Origin of the sequence: Flavobacterium akiainvivens (genome assembly GCF_001278115.1) — a bacterium.
In the GTDB taxonomy this organism is placed as follows: domain Bacteria; phylum Bacteroidota; class Bacteroidia; order Flavobacteriales; family Flavobacteriaceae; genus Flavobacterium; species Flavobacterium akiainvivens.
In genome coordinates this window covers 1,426,328-1,439,573 of sequence record NZ_LIYD01000005.1, presented here as the reverse complement: position 1 = coordinate 1,439,573, position 13,246 = coordinate 1,426,328, and the positions used below count along the sequence as shown (strand labels likewise).

General features: G+C 46.8%; 9 protein-coding genes. All 9 read right to left on the bottom strand.

All coding sequences use genetic code 11. The features are described from left to right. Positions 1–5 precede the first annotated feature (5 nt). The 9 genes from AM279_RS06345 to AM279_RS06305 all read right to left on the bottom strand — a co-directional run bounded on the left by AM279_RS06345 (position 6) and on the right by AM279_RS06305 (position 13,242). Positions 6–2,624 (bottom strand): carboxypeptidase-like regulatory domain-containing protein, encoded by a 2,619-nt coding sequence (locus AM279_RS06345; RefSeq protein WP_054406906.1) that lies wholly within the window; start codon positions 2,622–2,624, stop codon positions 6–8. Positions 2,625–2,722: 98 nt separating this feature from the next. After that, the gene (locus AM279_RS06340; protein WP_054406905.1) at positions 2,723–3,559 is read right to left on the bottom strand and encodes a FecR family protein; all 837 of its coding nucleotides are present in this window, start codon (positions 3,557–3,559) and stop codon (positions 2,723–2,725) included. 11 nt (positions 3,560–3,570) lie between these two features. Then, a complete protein-coding gene (locus AM279_RS06335) occupies positions 3,571–3,780 on the bottom strand; it encodes a hypothetical protein (protein ID WP_054406904.1) in 210 nt (69 codons plus the stop codon). A gap of 55 nt (positions 3,781–3,835) precedes the next feature. Continuing rightward, the gene (locus AM279_RS06330) at positions 3,836–4,345 is read right to left on the bottom strand and encodes an RNA polymerase sigma factor (RefSeq protein ID WP_054410166.1); all 510 of its coding nucleotides are present in this window, start codon (positions 4,343–4,345) and stop codon (positions 3,836–3,838) included. 99 nt (positions 4,346–4,444) lie between these two features. Continuing rightward, on the bottom strand, positions 4,445–5,350 hold the full coding sequence (locus tag AM279_RS06325; protein ID WP_054406903.1) for a carbohydrate kinase family protein: 906 nt from the start codon (positions 5,348–5,350) through the stop codon (positions 4,445–4,447). 25 nt (positions 5,351–5,375) lie between these two features. Next, entirely contained in the window at positions 5,376–6,941 is a 1,566-nt protein-coding gene (locus AM279_RS06320; RefSeq protein WP_054406902.1) for a glycoside hydrolase family 32 protein, read from the bottom strand. A gap of 18 nt (positions 6,942–6,959) precedes the next feature. Beyond that, positions 6,960–8,267, bottom strand: a complete 1,308-nt coding sequence (locus tag AM279_RS06315; protein ID WP_054406901.1) for a sugar porter family MFS transporter — start codon at positions 8,265–8,267, stop codon at positions 6,960–6,962. A 244-nt stretch (positions 8,268–8,511) separates the two neighbouring features. Beyond that, entirely contained in the window at positions 8,512–11,235 is a 2,724-nt protein-coding gene (locus AM279_RS06310; protein ID WP_054406900.1) for a substrate-binding domain-containing protein, read from the bottom strand. Positions 11,236–11,379: 144 nt separating this feature from the next. Next, positions 11,380–13,242 (bottom strand): TonB-dependent receptor plug domain-containing protein, encoded by a 1,863-nt coding sequence (locus tag AM279_RS06305; RefSeq protein ID WP_054406899.1) that lies wholly within the window; start codon positions 13,240–13,242, stop codon positions 11,380–11,382. Positions 13,243–13,246: the final 4 nt, after the last annotated feature.

Below are 13,246 nucleotides of genomic sequence, written 5' to 3'. Positions count from 1 at the left end.
AGCATTTAGAATTTAAAGTTGTAAGAAACACTTGGTATTATGCCAAATATTGAAAGGCGGGTGGCTTCGTTTACGCCGGTATCTTCGTTAGCGCCAAAGCTTATGGATGCAGCGTTTTTGCGGCCGTACAGGTTGTAAATACTGAATACCCACTGGCTTTGCCAGCCCTTTTTCTTATCGGGTTTTGGGGTGTAGGTGGCCGCCACATCAAGGTGGTGGTAGGCCGGAAGGCGGTCTTTATTACGTTCAGAATAGTTGGGCACCTGTATGCCGCCAAAATCAAAATAGCCGTTAGGGAAGGTTACCGGGCGGCCTGACTGCAGCGTAAAGTTAGCGCTGAACGACCACTTAGGGTTGTAGTCATAATTGCCCGTAATGTTCAGATTATGAAGCTTATCGTGGGCAGAAAGGTACCAGTCGCCATTGGCAACGCCGGGTTCTTCGGGTGTCCTGCCGGCCGTTTTTTGCTCAGCCCTCGACAGGGTGTAGGATACCCATCCGGTAAACACCCCTGTGTTTTTACGGAACAAAACCTCAAGCCCGTAAGACCTTGCTTTGCCGTTAAGCAGCACGGTTTCAATCTTTTCGTTAGCAAAAATATCTGCCCCGTCTACATAGTCAATACGGTTCTGGATGGTTTTGTAAAACACCTCGGTTTCAAGCGAATACTCTTTGTTGTTGAAATTCCTGAAGTACCCAAGTGCATACTGGTCAAGCAATTGAGGCTTTATGTGCGGCCCGCTGGGTGTCCAGATGTTCATAGGTAGCGGAGACTGCGTGTTGGCAATAATGTGCAGGTACTGCGCCATACGGTTGTAGCTGGCCTTAACAGACTGGTCGTCATTAATGGTGTACGACAGCGCGGCACGGGGCTCAAAGTTATCAAAGCTGGCAATTTTATCGCCACGGCCGTAGCTTAGGGTACCTATTGGGTCGGCTTCTTCATAAATGCCAAATGTAGGGTTGTAGAGTACAGGGTTATTGTTTTGATAAATGTTAACTTCCTCCTGGCCAAAGCGATAGAACATACTGTAGCGCACGCCATAGCGCAGGTTTAGCTTTTCGGTAATTTCCTGTTCTATATCAAGATAGGCCGATGGCTCAAGGGCGTGCTTTTTTTGAAACTGCTGGTAGTTAAACTGAGAGTCTTCCCTTAACGGGCGCAGGGTGCCGGGATTAAAGTCATAATACGTGGTTTCAATACCATAGTTAAGGCTTGTTTTTTCGCCCAGCTTGTGCAGCCAGTCATACTTAAGGCCGTAGGTAGCAATGCCGCTATCCCAGTCAAGACCTTCAGAATCAATACCTACCTTAAACTTGTAATCGCTGTAAAACACCTGTAAGGCAGTTTTAAGGTTGTCTGAAAAAGAGTGCTTCCAGTTAAGTGTAGCCATGGCATTGCCGTAGCTGCTGGTAAAGTTGTTGCCTATATCAAACACATCGCTGCCCAGGTAGCCCGAAAAATGCAGGCTGTTGTTGTCGTTAATCTTCTGGTTAAAACGGGCGTTGATGTCATAAAACATAGCCGAGTTGTTGTTATCGGCCAACTTAAGGAACAGGTGGGCATAAGAGGTGCGGCCTGCCACCATAAACGAACTCTTGTCGCGCTGCACGGGGCCTTCAACCAGTAACTTGCTTGATATAAGGCCTATACCGCCGTTAAACCTGAGGCTGTCGTTAATGCCCGGTTGCTGGTGCACATCTAATATAGATGATACCCTGCCGCCAAATTTAGAGGGTATGCCGCCTTTATACAGGTCAAGGCTTTTAACGGCATCGGCATTAAAAACCGAGAAGAACCCAAACATATGCGAATCGCTGTAAATAGGGGTGTTGTCCAGCAGTACCAGGTTTTGGTCTGCGGCACCACCGCGCACATTTATACCCGAAGACAGCTCGCCGGCATTGGTAACACCGGGCAGCGTCATGAGCGATTTTAAAACATCGGGTTCGCCCATGGCCACCGGTATCTGCTTGATTTCGGCAGTGGTAAGGCTGTTAACGCTCATTTGCGGCTTGCGGATGTCTACCGCCTTTGTGTTTTGGGCTATAACCAGCTCATCAAGGGTTTCGGCGTCTTCCCTCATGCCAATGCTTATGTTGGTATTTTTAGAAAGGCTAACCTTCTGGCTGTGCTTTGCAAGGCCAATATAGCTGGTTTCCAGTGTGTAATCCCCGGCGGGGAGTGTTGCAGAAAACCTGCCGTTTTCATCGGTGCTAATCCATGCATCTGTTTCTACAATGTGAATGCTGGCTGCCACCACGGTTTCCTGCTTGTCGTCTAAAACAGTTCCTGAAAGTATGTAAGAACCCTGCTTTTTAGCTCCTGTACCTGTGCGCTTTACGGTTATGTTGTTGCCAATGGTGTCAAATTTAAACGGAAGGTTTTTACCCAGCACATCAAGCACCTGCTTAATGGTTGCACCTTTAAGGCTAATGTTTTCGCCTGTGTATTTCTGGGTAAGGTCTATCTGGTCTGTAAAGGCAAACTTATAATCGGTTTGCTGCTCAATCTTGCCAAATATTTCCTTTAAAGTGGCACCTTTAGCTAAGGTAAGGTTTACCTGCTGTGCAAAAATGCCCAGGCTAAAGAGTAAAAAGCATGCTGAAAATAAATGCTTCATAAATTTTTGTACTTTTGAAATAGGTTAAGAGGGTTTTCGAGACTCTGTTTTAATCAGGAAAGGATGTTTAGTTTCGCGGCTATCATCCTTTTGCGTTTTTACTGTAGGGTTATCTTCTTTGTTTTTTCATCTATAGTTGGTTTTAAGTCATACATCTGGGCAATAATGCCCACTACATTCTCAAGGTTCTCCTTTTTATTCAGCCGCAGCGTGATTTTTTTCTGAAGGTATTCTGCGGGTATATGGGTAGTATAGCCGTATGTGTCTTTAATATAGGCTATTATGGTGTTCAGTTCGGTATCATTAAAATCGCGGAAACGGCTAAATGCTTCAACAGATGCCTTGCCATTTTTGTATACAAATTCTTCCCCGGGCGATAGTATCCAGCTGCTGTTGTTGCCTTTAACGGTCATTTGCACGCGGCCCTCATACAGGTTTACCTGCACGGTGTTGTTTACAGTGCCATTTATGGTAAAGCAGGTGCCCAGTACGGTTGTGGTTGTTGCGCCACAAGCCACGCTAAACGGGTGTTGTTTGTCTTTTTTTACATTAAAGAAAGCATGGCCGGTTAGCGCTACTTTGCGGTTTTGGCCAAATTTTTCGCTGTAGCGGATTTCGGCACCGGGTTCGAGTTCTACAACCGAGCTATCGGGCAATATAACTGTTTTAATGATTGATGACGGGTTTTCTATTATGCTATATGCCAATGTATTGTTGCTGCCGTTTGTGCCGTTTTGCGAAAAATAAGCCGTAATGCACAGCGCTACGGCAAGCACCGCTGCCACAGGGTATAACAGTAGCCTGCGCTTTTTCCTGGCCGGGAAAGCCTCTGCTGCAAACTGCTGCCATAGTGCCTCTTTATCGCCTTGCGGCTGTTCAGTTACCGGGGCGTTCCAGGCTTCCTGCATCTTCTTCTCAATGTCTTTTTCGTCCATGGTATGTTTTTTTAAAGTTTCTGGCAGTCAAACCCTTCCTTGTTAAAAAAGGCACAGGCTATATCTGTAATGTCCCGGTTGGTTTGTATGTGGCAGGTATGCACCGTGCCTTGCGGGTAGAAATAAATAATACCGTCAGATATGCGCTGGCGCAAAAGCAACAGCAGGTAGTCTGCCTGTTGCTGTGTGGTAACGTTAGTTTTAAAGATTTCAAGCCCCATGTTGCTGTTATTTTAGGGTATAACAAACGGGCAGAAAAAAGTTCCTAATGAAAGGCTAACTATTTTTTATAAATTTTGTGGCGAGGTAAATGTGGTTGGCTATTGTTTTCTCTGAAAGGTTAGTAATTTCAGCTATTTCACGATAGGAGTAGTTGTCCAGCTTGTGCAGTGTAAATATTTTGCGCTGCTGCTCCGGCAGCTGTTCCAGCAGGTGGTTTAGCCTGTTTCTTTGGGTTTCAAAATCAGGCTGTGTGGTTTCTTCTTCCGGAAGCGAAAATTTATGCGGGTCGAGCGGAATAACCTTGTTTTCGCGGTTAAGATGGTTTATAATCAGGTTTTTGCAGATAACGAAAAGCTGCTTATCAAACAAAACATCTTCTTTTAGTAAATCGCGCTGTTTGTAGAGGTGCAGAAAGGTTTCCTGAACCAGGTCCTGCGGGGTAAGGAACTTAAAGTCAAACTTTTTTGCAACCTGCACCAGACGGTCAAAGTAGGCCATGTAGACCTCTTTGTAGGCTTTTTGGTCGCCTTGTCTGAGTTTTTTTACAAGTTTGCTGTTTTCCATACGTACATAACTCACTACTTTAAAATAAAGTATGCGGGCCAAAAAATATTGATGCAAAAATAAAAGGAGATTGTTATTCTTACAATCTCCTTTTGATTTTTATTGCCCGTTTGCAATCAAGTTTTCTACCTGTGTGTCTTCAATATGTGGGTTTGCCCCGGGCGATGCCGCCACAAGAGCGCCCATGGCACAGGCATAATCAAGCGCTTTGTGGGGTGGCAGGCCGCTTAGCAGTTTCATAATCAGCGTTGCCAGGAATGAGTCGCCCGCGCCTACGGTATCGGCAACGGTTACTTTGTAGCCGCCGTTGTCATACAGCTGTCCCTCCCAAAATAAGAGCGCGCCGTGTGCCCCACGAGTAACGCAAATGCCTTTTACATCAGCCTTGTTGAGCCATTTGTATACGTAGTGTATATTTTCTTCCAGACTATCGGAAGTTGAACCCAATGCCGCCGCGATTTCCAGCAGCTCATCATCGTTAAACTTGATAAAATCTGCCGGTTGCATCAGTGTTTTAAGGGTTTCAAGGCTGTAGTGCGGCTTGCGCAGGTTAACATCAAACACCTTAAACGTGTTGTATTGCAGCAGTTCTGCCAATGCCTGTTGACTTACCAAATCGCGGCAGGCAAGGCTGCCGTATATTATTACGTGGGCGCTTTCGGCAAGGTTGCGGGCGCTTTTGTTAAGGGCTATTTTATCCCATGCAGAGGGGTAGCTAATATCATAACTGGCGCTGCCGTGCTCGTTAAGGTGTACCTGTACCAGCCCGGTGGGGTAGCCCTCAACGGTTACAATACCGGCGGTGTCAAGGCCTTTGCCCTGCACGTAGTCTATTATATTTTGGCCGTCGTGGTCGTTGCCAATGGCGCTAATCATGGCGGCATCGCAGCCCAGGCTCTGCATGCGCAGGGCAAGGTTTAGCGGGGCGCCGCCTATTTTCTTCTCGGTACCGAAAACATCCCACAGCACCTCGCCAAACGATACGGCCTTTATTTTTGAATCCATACTATATATTAATCACGTGAAGATACTACTTCTTAAAATCAAACTGGTGCATAACCAGGTTTTCTATGCTAAACGTGCCCGGGCCATCTACCGTAAGGGTTGTAAACGGGTTATTTGGAAAGAAAATCTCGGTCATGAGCCTTTCGCCGTTGTTGTAAAATATTTCGATAGATGTTTTGTCTAACAGTATTTTAAGGCTAACCTCCTTTTGCGCGCTAAAAAGCGGCATTTTTGCAGGGTCGGCGGTACGGTTTTCAAACATAGTGCCCTTGCTGCTTTGAGAACGGTCTATAAAAAATACCTTGTTGGTGTTGTCTAGGCCAAATTTAAGGCTTTCGCCGTCTTTGTTAGAAAGCGTAAAGGTATAAGCGCCGTCTTTAAGGCCTTTGAGGTCGAGGTTAATTTCAGATTTTGCAAGGTCTAATGTACCGGTGGGCAGGGTAGCGGTTTTGTTAACCGAAAGTTTCTTAACCGTTTCAGTTGAAGCGATATACTTTTTAAGCGACTCCACAGGGGCAATGCTAAGCCTGTAGCCGTTTTTGTCTTTTATAAGCTCCAGCTCTTTTACCACGGAGTTCATGCCGCGCCAAATGGTGGTAGGCTGGTCAAAGCCATAGTTAAGGTTTATCATCCAGGCGGTCATGTATTTTTTTTCGCGCTCGTTAGGTGAGTTGCCCCACGTTACGCCCGCATAATTATCGTGCCCATAATCAAGCCAGATGCCTTTTTCTTTGGCAAAACGCTCGGCATAGGTTTTATCAACGGTGAATGTAGTACCGTCAAAATCGCCTATAAAATATTGTGTGCCGCTGCCGCCGTTAACACCGCCGGGATTGTAGCTTTGCACCAGTACCCACTTTACTTCTTTACTGCCTTTTACGGTAAGCGGGAAGAAATCAGGGCATTCCCAAACGCCGTGCGGGGTTACCTTTTCTTCAAATTCACTTAAAAATTTCCAGTCCTTCAGGTTGGCCGATGCATACAGCTGCGCACGGTCTTTTGCAGCTACAATCATTACCCATTGGTTGTGTTGCCAGTCCCACGATACCTTTGGGTCGCGGAAATCACGTATACCGGGGTTTTTAAGTACCGGGTTGCCTTCGTCATACTTGGTCCAGGTAAGGCCGTTGTCGAGCGAGTAGGCAATGCCCTGGCTTTCCACATCGGTCTTGCCTGCCTTTGCCTTAACGGGGTCGTGGTAGGTAAATACGGCAATAGCCGGAATTTTGCCATCCTTGCCAAAGCCGCTGGTGTTGTTTACATCATATACCGCACTGCCCGAAAAGATATACCCAAAACGGTCAGGGTACAGGGCAATGGGCTGTTCTTCCCAGGTTACAAGGTCTTTGCTGGTGGCATGGCCCCAGTGCATAGGCCCCCACAGGTTGCCATACGGCCAGTACTGAAAATACTGGTGGTACACGCCATCGGCATAAAAAAGGCCGTTAGGGTCGTTCATCCAGTTGGCTTTTGGTGTAAAGTGGTAGTTGGGCCTGTAGTGGGCTTCTTCAGCCTCTTTTGGTATTTGAGCCTGTGCCGTAAAAATAGCCATGCTGCTTATGGCGCTAAGTATTAGTTTTTTAGTGTTCATCTTGAGGTTTGGTTTATGCTATTTAATGAGTTGTTTGCTAAGTTCTTCAAGCGATTTGCCTTTGGTTTCGGGCATCAGGAAGGCCACAAAAAGCAGCTGGAACACCATCATGACGGTAAAGATAAGGAATACCACCCATGCACCTATGGTGTTAAACAGTACCGGCACGAGCGACGGGATTATGGCTGCCAGTACCCAGTGTACCGAACTGCCAAATGCCTGACCCGATGCGCGGATATGGTTAGGGAAAATTTCTGATATAAATACCCATATTACCGCGCCCTGCCCGATGGCGTGTGCCGCGATGAACAGGAACAAGAAGCCAGGTACTGCCATGCCACCCCACCCAAAGTAAAATGCGGCCGACACTAACCCTAACGATATGATATAGCCCACCGACCCAATGTACATGAGCAGCCTGCGGCCAAATTTGTCGATAAGCGCAACGCCCACAAGGGTAAAAACCAGGTTGATGATGCCTATACCTATGCTGCTTAGTAGTGCGGTGCTATCGCCCAGGCCGGCTTCCTTAAAAATGCGGGGTGCGTAGTATAAAAACGCATTAATGCCCGAAAACTGGTTAAAAAACGCGATAAGGAATGCCAAAAGTAGTGGGAAACGGTATTTTTTAGAAAACAGGGTTTCACCGGCACTGTCCTGTTCCTGGTTTTGTTCCAGCATAAGGGTTTCTATATCGGCCTGTGGATTGATAACGGCAAGCACCTTACGGGCTTCGTCATAACGCAGCTTGCTCAATAGCCAGCGTGGGCTCTTGGGCACGGTAGCCATAAGGGCGGTGTAGATAAGTGCCGGGAAAGCCTGTACACCCAGCATCCAGCGCCAGGCGTTTGTGCCTATGTCTTTTAAAAAGTAGTTGGAAACAAAGGCCACCAGTATGCCCAAGACAATGTTGAACTGGTACAGCGCCACCAGGCGGCCGCGCTTTTCAGCCGGGGCAATTTCAGACACATACGCCGGTGCGGCAATGGTAGAGGCACCTACGCCAAGCCCACCCAGAAAACGGAAGGCGGCAAAAGTATACGGGTCGTTTACCAGGGCAGAGCCAATGGCCGATACAAAGTAAAGTGCGCCAATCCATAACAGGGTATTTTTGCGCCCGATGGCATTGGTAGGGATGCCGCCAAAAATAGCGCCCACAACCGTGCCCCACAGGGCCATACCCATTACTACCGAGCCGTGAAAGGCATCGCTGGAGTGCCACAGCTGCTGCAACTGCTGGTCGGCGCCTGAAATAACAACGGTATCAAAACCAAACAGGAAACCTGCCAGGGCGGCGATAACCGACCATATAACGATTTTGTTCATACAGAAAGGATAATTGATTCAGGGCTAAAGTAGGCCGAAATAGAGCGGCGGGTTTTTAATCCTGTTTCAATTATGTAACCTGTTGTGTGTATTTAAAATGTTTTGGTTGTAAAGTGTTTTATTTTAAATGTTTATGATTCCGAAAACATTATAGTTTACATCGTTATAGTTGCGGTAATGTTACACAACTTTAGTTTTTGATACACGGTAAAACGTAAGTTTTGGTATCATTATACATTACTGCCTACCTGTAATCTTTAGGCGAAACGCCAAACTTGTTTTTAAAGGCCGTAGAGAAATAATTGGGCGATGAATAACCCAAAGCATAGGCCACTTCGCTAACGTTAAGGGAAGCGTTCTTAAGCATTTCTGAAGCCTTCTCAAGGCGTATGTTGTTAATATGGTCGCTAATGCTGATGCCCATTAATGCTTTTACCTTGCGGTACAGCTGCACGCGCGATACGCCCATTTTTTCGGCGAGTTCTTCAACCGAAAAGGCTGGGTTATCCATATTCTGAGCAATAACACCGTTCATTTTGGTTACAAAATCCTGTTCGGCATTGCCAAAACGGGTTTCAGTGGCTATCTTGTAAATGTTGTTGGTATAGTAATAGCGCAGCTTTTCGCGGTTGTATAGCAGGTTTTCGAGTGATTGCTGCAATACCGCAAGGCTGAATGGTTTGGTAAGGTAGCCATCGGCACCGGCCTGCAACCCTTTTAAAACCGACTCCTTATTGCTAAGCGCTGTGAGCATTAAAATGGGTATGTGCGATGTGCGCAGGTCTTTCTTCAGCGTGCGGCTTATTTCAAAACCATCGGTTCCGTTAAGGTTTACATCGCAAATAATAATATCGGGTATGTTGTGCAGGGCAAGGGTTACGGCATCTGTACCATCGCTGGTTAGCACCTCGTAGCCATCTGACAGTTTACTGCTTAAAAAGTTAACCAGGTCGGGGTGGTCTTCCACCACAAGCAGGGTGTGTTTTTCGGCTGCCGGGCGATGGGCAACAGGCGGCACTTCACTTTCAATATCGTGCAGCAGGGCAGGGGTAGCACTATTTTGTGCCGTTGTAATTTGCGCTGCCGCCAGGTGTGTGCTGCCTTTTTGCAGGGTAAGGGTAAATGCCGCCCCGTGGTGGGATGTGGCTTCTAACGTGCCGCCGTGCAGCTGTACAAACTCCCTTGATATGCTAAGCCCAATGCCCGAGCTGTTGCGCGTGTTGTTAGATGCCCTGTAAAACGGGTTAAAAATGAGCTGTAGCTCCTTTTCAGGGATGCCAATGCCGCTGTCTTTAACCGTTACCTGCACGTCGTCAGGTGTTTCGGTAAGTGAGATGGTTATGGTGCCGTTATCGGGCGTAAACTTAAAGGCGTTTCCCATCAGGTTAAAATACACCTTATCCATAAGGTTGCGGTCTATATAAGCCTCTATATTTTGGTTGCTGCACACTACGGTAAAGGCAATGTTGCGGCGTGTGGCCTCGCCTTTAAAATGCGCCATAAGTGCAAGGGTAAAATCATACAGGTTGGCAGGTGCGGCATGCAGGCTGAGCTTTTGCTCTTCTACCTGCCTGAAATCCAGCAACTGGTTAACCAGCCGCAGCAGCCTTTCAGAATTGTTGTAGATGAGCTTAACCTCGTCCGTTAGCGGTGTGCTTTTAACCCTATTGTTTTCACTGAGCGATTCGGCATAGCTCATTATCAGCGTAAGCGGTGTTTTAAACTCGTGGCTCAGGCCGGTAAAAAAGCCCAGGCGCGCTTCGTTTGCATGGCGTGCTGCTGCGGCCATAGCCTCAATTTCGTTTTTCTGGCTGGTAACGGTGGTGTTGGTAGCCTCAAGCTGCTTTTTCTTCTGCGAAAGCGACAGGGTGCTGTAAATACTGTAAACGGCCAGGCTAAAGATAATAACCAGGAAAAACGTAAGCAGCTTAACCAAAAGGTTTTGGGACGCAAACTCCTGCTCCTGAACCTTTATGGCCTTAAGCTGGTTTTCTATAACCTGCTGCTGCTGAGCCACCTTATCGGCCTGGTTTTTAATAATATCAGCATTATTGCGGTCTACCACAATGGTGCTGAGCAGGTTGTTTTTAGCAAAAGGCTCACGCTTATAAATGCTCATGGCCAGCCTTATGGCCTCGTTGCCACCGTTAGGGTAGAGCAGTGTGGCGGTAAGCACTCCCTGTTTTACCAGCTCTATACCGCCGTTAGGGGTGTTTAGGGCATCTACCCCTATAATGTTTATGCCGTCAAGGCCCAGCTCTTTGGCAGCCTGCCAAGCGCCCAGGGCCATGCGGTCGTTATGGGCAAAAACATACTGGGTGTTGGGGTTGGCCTGCAATGCCTGCTTAAAGGCGGTTTTGGCTGCGGGTTCCTCCCAGTCGGCATTAACGGTTTGGGTAAGGTGCAGCCTGCTGTTGCGCGCCAGCACCTGGCTAAAGCCCAGGCTGCGCTCATAAGCGGGGGAAGAGGTTTTAAGGCCGGTGATTTCTATAATGTCTACATTGCCGGTGGTATTGGCCACGATGTAGCTGGCGGCGTTGCGGCCTACCTCAATGTTATCAGCCCCAAGGAATGCGGTAAAGGCCTCGTTATCAGTCTTGCGGTCTACGGCCAGTACGGGTATGCCGCTGCTTATGGCTTTCTGGATTACTGCCGAAAGCGGTTTGGCCTCAATGGGCGAAACTATAATTACATCTACACCATTGGCTATAAAGCTTTCTATATCTTTAATCTGGGCGGCAACGTTGTTTTGGGCATCCTTAATTTCAAGGGCTACTTCGGGGTGCAGCGATGCCTCTACCTGCATGGACTTGTTCATCTGCCTGCGCCACTCATCGGTAGTCATGGCCTGGCTGAAGCCAATTTTTATGGTTTTTACATTGCCGGTTTGTGTGCATCCTGAAAAAAGGGTAAACAGCACCGCAATACAAAAAAGGGTATAAAGATGTTTTATAAACCGAAGCAACATTTTTAAAATTTTAGGTTTTAAAAATACTGCTTTTTACCCGGTTTTCGGTTTTTGATATTTCACACCGTAAATCCAAACTCCAAAAGTGAAAAATTAAGCACTTTTGGAGTTTAAATTGTAAGTATATTCCTGGTTTTTGTCAGCCTAAAAAGTAACAAATTTTACCCCTGCGCTACACCATCTTGCCGGCAACGGAATGGCGCCTGCCTCAAAATAAGTGGTGTTAAAAATGTTCTGGGCATCTACAAATACCGTAAAATCATTGAATTTCTGGCTGATCCTGAAGTCGTTAACCCAATATGTGGCACCGGTAGCCCTCTCGTTAAAGCGGGTGGCAAACAGTACTGAAAATTTGTTGTATTGGTAGTTTAAGGTGTTGGTTACCTGGTGTTTAAGTGATGAAATCAGGTATTTTGAGGCTACATCCAGCTGTATGTTTTTAAACTCAGAGTCTAAGTAGCTGTATCCCAGGTTAATAGTGAGATTGCTTTCGGCAGAAAGGCTGGTGCTGTAGCTGCTGCGCATGTTTAACCCATTGGTAACCAGGTCTCCAAAGTTCTGGCTTTGCCATGGTTCGGTAGTAACGTTGCGGGTCCAGTCTATAAAATTGGTGATATTCCTGTAGAAATAGTTGGCATTGAAGCTAAAACTGCCCTTTAAGTATTTGAAACCCAGCTCACTCTGAAAAGCGTTCTCAGAATCGAGGGTAGGGTTGCCTATATTGCCGGGGCGCTGGTCAAGGTATAGGTCTGTAAATGAGGGTATTCGCTGGCTGGTGCCTATGTTACCTATTATTTTAAAAGCATCGGTAAGGGCATAACCGGCATCAATACCGGGGTATAACTGCCAGTTATAGTCGGAGTTATAGTTAAGGTAGCTGCCTATGTTAACGTTCAGCTTTTCGAAGAAAGTGGTACGGTATTCGGCATATACGCCAAAGTTGTTGCGGTTGTGCAGGCCTATGCTGGTAGAGTTAATATCCTCATTTCTGCCCTCGGCGCCAAAGCCAAATTCTCCCTTACTTGTTTTGTATGAGGTGTTTAGCTCTGCTGCAACAGAGTTTGTGTAGTGCAGGCTCCTGCCCGAACTGAGGTTTCCGTTGCCAAAATAACGGTAGTCGTCAAAGTTGTAACGGTAGCTTACACGCGGTGTAAGTGCCCATTTATCAGATAGTTTGTGCTTAGACTGTACCGATGCAAAGGTGGTTTGCACTACCTCGTGGGAGTTTATGTCGCCCGGTGCGGCATAGAAGCCATTAGCCCCGAAGCCGTTTTTGATATAGCCAAATGAGCCCGAAACCTCATTATTGCTGTTAACCTGCACGTTACCCTGGTAAAACAGCTTATTGTTTTCGAAACCGGTATTATAACGGTAGCCGTTGCTCTTATCGTGCGAAACAAAAAGCGAGTGCTGATGCTTTTCTTTGCTCAATACCCCACCCAGCTGCAACCCGCTGCCATAGAAAGTGTTATTGGTATTATCGGCATCTTTTTCAAAGTTAGAACCGGCATAGGTGCTTAACAGTACCCCAGAATCTGTAGGCTTTTTGGTAATGATGTTAATGGCGCCGGTAAGGCTATTAATACCGTATACCCTGGCGGCAGGCCCACGTATTATTTCTATGCGCTCTATTATTTCAGCCGGAATGGGCAGGTTTAGCATGTTGTGCGCCGTTTGCGAATCTATAATCTTGGCACCGTTAATAAGTACCACAGTTTGCTCAAAGCTGCCACCGTCTATGCTTATATCTGCCTGGCTGCCAAACGGCCCCCTTTGCCTTATGTCTACACCATTGGCATACTGAAGTATTTCGTTTAAAGACCGGGCGGGCAGTTTCTCAATTTCGGCTTTATCTATAACATAAACATTACGGTTTTGCTTGGAAAGCGGCGTGCTGAAGCGGTTTTCGTTTATAATAAGTTCATTCATAGTAATGCTGTCGTTTTCGGTTTGTGCATATAGTGCAGCACTAAACAGCAGCAGTGTACTAAAATAAAATTGTTTCATGGGT

Coding starts and splice junctions, on each gene's coding strand:
- AM279_RS06305 (WP_054406899.1), bottom strand. CDS start 13,242: ATGAAACAATTTTATTTTAGTACACTGCTGCTGTTTAGTGCTGCACTA.
- AM279_RS06340 (WP_054406905.1), bottom strand. CDS start 3,559: ATGGACGAAAAAGACATTGAGAAGAAGATGCAGGAAGCCTGGAACGCC.
- AM279_RS06315 (WP_054406901.1), bottom strand. CDS start 8,267: ATGAACAAAATCGTTATATGGTCGGTTATCGCCGCCCTGGCAGGTTTC.
- AM279_RS06320 (WP_054406902.1), bottom strand. CDS start 6,941: ATGAACACTAAAAAACTAATACTTAGCGCCATAAGCAGCATGGCTATT.
- AM279_RS06310 (WP_054406900.1), bottom strand. CDS start 11,235: ATGTTGCTTCGGTTTATAAAACATCTTTATACCCTTTTTTGTATTGCG.
- AM279_RS06335 (WP_054406904.1), bottom strand. CDS start 3,780: ATGGGGCTTGAAATCTTTAAAACTAACGTTACCACACAGCAACAGGCA.
- AM279_RS06325 (WP_054406903.1), bottom strand. CDS start 5,350: ATGGATTCAAAAATAAAGGCCGTATCGTTTGGCGAGGTGCTGTGGGAT.
- AM279_RS06345 (WP_054406906.1), bottom strand. CDS start 2,624: ATGAAGCATTTATTTTCAGCATGCTTTTTACTCTTTAGCCTGGGCATT.
- AM279_RS06330 (WP_054410166.1), bottom strand. CDS start 4,345: ATGGAAAACAGCAAACTTGTAAAAAAACTCAGACAAGGCGACCAAAAA.